Here is a 4,078-nt window from a genome sequence, read left to right on the forward strand (position 1 = left end):
CTGCGGAGCAAGGCCGTCGCGAACGAGTGGCGGAGGGTGTGCGGTGTGGCGGGCTTCGTGATGCCTGCTTGTTCTACGGCACGTTTGAAGGCGCGCTGAAAGGTCTGGTCATACATGTGATGGCGACGCACGACACCGCTCCGTGGATCGGTCGAATGCGTGTGCTGCGCAAAAACCCAGAACCACGGCCAGGAATGCCCGGCGCGCGGATACTTCCGCTCAAGGGCGTCGGGAAGCGCAACGCCGCTGCGGCCCTCGGCCTGGTCCTTCAGCCACCATGCCCGTGCACGCGACAGCTGCTCGCGCAGGCTGGGTGCCAAGCTCTCGGGTAACATCAAGGCCCGATCCTTGGAGCCCTTGCCCTCCCGCACGATGATCGTGCCGTGATCGAAATCCAGATCCTTGACCCGCAGTTGCAAACCCTCACTGATCCGCATGCCCGTTCCATACAGAAGCTGGGCGAACAAACGATGCTCGCCTTCCAGAAAACCGAGGATGCGAACCACTTCATCCGGGGTCAGCACCACCGGCAAGCGCCGCGACGGCCGAGGTCTTCCGATCTCCTGAAGCCAGGGCAGATCCGTGCACAGCACCTTGCCGTAGAAGAACAGCAAGGCCGCCAATGCCTGACGATGCGTGGAGACCGAAACCTTGCGCTCGTTCGCCAGCCAGGACAGAAATGCCTCGACTTCGCTGCTGCCCAAGGTTGCCGGGTGACGCACACCGTGGAAACGGATGAAGGCACGAACCCAGTGGACATAAGCCTGTTCGGTTCGTAAACTGTAATGCAAGTAGCGTATGCGCTCACGCAACTGGTCCAGAACCTTGACCGAACGCAGCGGTGGTAACGGCGCAGTGGCGGTTTTCATGGCTTGTTATGACTGTTTTTTTGTACAGTCTATGCCTCGGGCATCCAAGCAGCAAGCGCGTTACGCCGTGGGTCGATGTTTGATGTTATGGAGCAGCAACGATGTTACGCAGCAGGGCAGTCGCCCTAAAACAAAGTTAGCCATATGAACTCGGAATCAGTACGCATTTATCTCGTTGCTGCGATGGGAGCCAATCGGGTTATTGGCAATGGTCCTAATATCCCCTGGAAAATTCCGGGTGAGCAGAAGATTTTTCGCAGACTCACTGAGGGAAAAGTCGTTGTCATGGGGCGAAAGACCTTTGAGTCTATCGGCAAGCCTCTACCGAACCGTCACACATTGGTAATCTCACGCCAAGCTAACTACCGCGCCACTGGCTGCGTAGTTGTTTCAACGCTGTCGCACGCTATCGCTTTGGCATCCGAACTCGGCAATGAACTCTACGTCGCGGGCGGAGCTGAGATATACACTCTGGCACTACCTCACGCCCACGGCGTGTTTCTATCTGAGGTACATCAAACCTTCGAGGGTGACGCCTTCTTCCCAATGCTCAACGAAACAGAATTCGAGCTTGTCTCAACCGAAACCATTCAAGCTGTAATTCCGTACACCCACTCCGTTTATGCGCGTCGAAACGGCTAACCATTCCGTCAACGGGACGCCAAAATGCTGCGCATTTTGGTTCCCTCCGCTGCGCTCCGGCTCTCGTTACGTCCAACGTTAGCACCACTTAAACCCAGCTTTATTTAGCTCATGTTTATTCAAACGGCATTTAGCTTTTCAGGCGTTATTCAGTGCCTGTTTTGCCTTTTTTCCGGGCTTCGCCTGCATGGGCTGCGCAGGTTTTCAGTCTTTTTGGCCTCTAGCCCTTGCGTAGCAAGCGCAAGCAGCTATCGTTTTTGCAGTGCTGTGCCGCCTCGGTGGCGCAGCGTTTTTTCACGGTTAGCGCCCGTCGCCAAATTCAAGTTATCCGTTTTGGCTTCTGGTTCTAACATTTCGGTCAAGCCGACCCGCATTCTGCGGTCGGCTTACCTCGCCCGTTAGACATCATGAGGGAAGCGGTGACCATCGAAATTTCGAACCAACTATCAGAGGTGCTAAGCGTCATTGAGCGCCATCTGGAATCAACGTTGCTGGCCGTGCATTTGTACGGCTCCGCAGTGGATGGCGGCCTGAAGCCATACAGCGATATTGATTTGTTGGTTACTGTGGCCGTAAAGCTTGATGAAACGACGCGGCGAGCATTGCTCAATGATCTTATGGAGGCTTCGGCTTTCCCTGGCGAGAGCGAGACGCTCCGCGCTATAGAAGTCACCCTTGTCGTGCATGACGACATCATCCCGTGGCGTTATCCGGCTAAGCGCGAGCTGCAATTTGGAGAATGGCAGCGCAATGACATTCTTGCGGGTATCTTCGAGCCAGCCATGATCGACATTGATCTAGCTATCCTGCTTACAAAAGCAAGAGAACATAGCGTTGCCTTGGTAGGTCCGGCAGCGGAGGAATTCTTTGACCCGGTTCCTGAACAGGATCTATTCGAGGCGCTGAGGGAAACCTTGAAGCTATGGAACTCGCAGCCCGACTGGGCCGGCGATGAGCGAAATGTAGTGCTTACGTTGTCCCGCATTTGGTACAGCGCAATAACCGGCAAAATCGCGCCGAAGGATGTCGCTGCCGACTGGGCAATAAAACGCCTACCTGCCCAGTATCAGCCCGTCTTACTTGAAGCTAAGCAAGCTTATCTGGGACAAAAAGAAGATCACTTGGCCTCACGCGCAGATCACTTGGAAGAATTTATTCGCTTTGTGAAAGGCGAGATCATCAAGTCAGTTGGTAAATGATGTCTAACAATTCGTTCAAGCCGACCGCGCTACGCGCGGCGGCTTAACTCCGGCGTTAGATGCACTAAGCACATAATTGCTCACAGCCAAACTATCAGGTCAAGTCTGCTTTTATTATTTTTAAGCGTGCATAATAAGCCCTACACAAATTGGGAGATATATCATGAAAGGCTGGCTTTTTCTTGTTATCGCAATAGTTGGCGAAGTAATCGCAACATCCGCATTAAAATCTAGCGAGGGCTTTACTAAGCTTGCCCCTTCCGCCGTTGTCATAATCGGTTATGGCATCGCATTTTATTTTCTTTCTCTGGTTCTGAAATCCATCCCTGTCGGTGTTGCTTATGCAGTCTGGTCGGGACTCGGCGTCGTCATAATTACAGCCATTGCCTGGTTGCTTCATGGGCAAAAGCTTGATGCGTGGGGCTTTGTAGGTATGGGGCTCATAATTGCTGCCTTTTTGCTCGCCCGATCCCCATCGTGGAAGTCGCTGCGGAGGCCGACGCCATGGTGACGGTGTTCGGCATTCTGAATCTCACCGAGGACTCCTTCTTCGATGAGAGCCGGCGGCTAGACCCCGCCGGCGCTGTCACCGCGGCGATCGAAATGCTGCGAGTCGGATCAGACGTCGTGGATGTCGGACCGGCCGCCAGCCATCCGGACGCGAGGCCTGTATCGCCGGCCGATGAGATCAGACGTATTGCGCCGCTCTTAGACGCCCTGTCCGATCAGATGCACCGTGTTTCAATCGACAGCTTCCAACCGGAAACCCAGCGCTATGCGCTCAAGCGCGGCGTGGGCTACCTGAACGATATCCAAGGATTTCCTGACCCTGCGCTCTATCCCGATATTGCTGAGGCGGACTGCAGGCTGGTGGTTATGCACTCAGCGCAGCGGGATGGCATCGCCACCCGCACCGGTCACCTTCGACCCGAAGACGCGCTCGACGAGATTGTGCGGTTCTTCGAGGCGCGGGTTTCCGCCTTGCGACGGAGCGGGGTCGCTGCCGACCGGCTCATCCTCGATCCGGGGATGGGATTTTTCTTGAGCCCCGCACCGGAAACATCGCTGCACGTGCTGTCGAACCTTCAAAAGCTGAAGTCGGCGTTGGGGCTTCCGCTATTGGTCTCGGTGTCGCGGAAATCCTTCTTGGGCGCCACCGTTGGCCTTCCTGTAAAGGATCTGGGTCCAGCGAGCCTTGCGGCGGAACTTCACGCGATCGGCAATGGCGCTGACTACGTCCGCACCCACGCGCCTGGAGATCTGCGAAGCGCAATCACCTTCTCGGAAACCCTCGCGAAATTTCGCAGTCGCGACGCCAGAGACCGAGGGTTAGATCATGCCTAGCATTCACCTTCCGGCCGCCCGCTA

The 4,078-nt window shown here is 55.6% G+C and carries 6 protein-coding genes; 5 read left to right on the forward strand and 1 reads right to left on the reverse strand.

The annotated features are described in order from the left end of the window. On the reverse strand, positions 1-869 hold an 869-nt coding region (gene intI1, locus ACJ8QI_RS25400), incomplete at its 3' end, for a class 1 integron integrase IntI1 (protein ID WP_112915791.1). Between the two features lie 144 nt (positions 870-1,013). Here intI1 and dfrA12 point away from each other — a divergent pair. From dfrA12 to sul1, 5 genes are all read left to right on the forward strand, one after another. Beyond that, on the forward strand, positions 1,014-1,511 hold the full coding sequence (gene dfrA12, locus ACJ8QI_RS25405) for a trimethoprim-resistant dihydrofolate reductase DfrA12 (RefSeq protein ID WP_001083725.1): 498 nt from the start codon (positions 1,014-1,016) through the stop codon (positions 1,509-1,511). Between the two features lie 111 nt (positions 1,512-1,622). Further along, positions 1,623-1,913 (forward strand): DUF1010 domain-containing protein, encoded by a 291-nt coding sequence (locus ACJ8QI_RS25410; RefSeq protein WP_001336345.1) that lies wholly within the window; start codon positions 1,623-1,625, stop codon positions 1,911-1,913. 5 nt (positions 1,914-1,918) lie between these two features. Then, positions 1,919-2,710, forward strand: coding sequence for an ANT(3'')-Ia family aminoglycoside nucleotidyltransferase AadA2 (locus tag ACJ8QI_RS25415; RefSeq protein ID WP_001206356.1), 792 nt, complete (start codon positions 1,919-1,921; stop codon positions 2,708-2,710). A 163-nt stretch (positions 2,711-2,873) separates the two neighbouring features. Beyond that, the gene (locus tag ACJ8QI_RS25420; RefSeq protein WP_000679427.1) at positions 2,874-3,221 is read left to right on the forward strand and encodes a quaternary ammonium compound efflux SMR transporter QacE delta 1; all 348 of its coding nucleotides are present in this window, start codon (positions 2,874-2,876) and stop codon (positions 3,219-3,221) included. After that, complete coding sequence (gene sul1 / locus ACJ8QI_RS25425; RefSeq protein ID WP_000259031.1) at positions 3,215-4,054, forward strand: sulfonamide-resistant dihydropteroate synthase Sul1; 840 nt, start codon at positions 3,215-3,217, stop codon at positions 4,052-4,054. The genes ACJ8QI_RS25420 and sul1 overlap by 7 nt, the downstream gene beginning before the upstream one ends. The last annotated feature ends 24 nt before the right edge of the window (positions 4,055-4,078 follow it).

It is taken from the genome of Serratia sp. CY84636, from assembly GCF_052166245.1.
GTDB classification, from domain to species: Bacteria; Pseudomonadota; Gammaproteobacteria; order Enterobacterales; family Enterobacteriaceae; genus Serratia; species Serratia nevei.

Bases quoted from the DNA above. Each gene is read 5' to 3' on its own strand.
- dfrA12 (WP_001083725.1), top strand. From the start codon at position 1,014: ATGAACTCGGAATCAGTACGCATTTATCTCGTTGCTGCGATGGGAGCC.
- ACJ8QI_RS25410 (WP_001336345.1), top strand. From the start codon at position 1,623: ATGTTTATTCAAACGGCATTTAGCTTTTCAGGCGTTATTCAGTGCCTG.
- ACJ8QI_RS25415 (WP_001206356.1), top strand. From the start codon at position 1,919: ATGAGGGAAGCGGTGACCATCGAAATTTCGAACCAACTATCAGAGGTG.
- ACJ8QI_RS25420 (WP_000679427.1), top strand. From the start codon at position 2,874: ATGAAAGGCTGGCTTTTTCTTGTTATCGCAATAGTTGGCGAAGTAATC.
- sul1 (WP_000259031.1), top strand. From the start codon at position 3,215: ATGGTGACGGTGTTCGGCATTCTGAATCTCACCGAGGACTCCTTCTTC.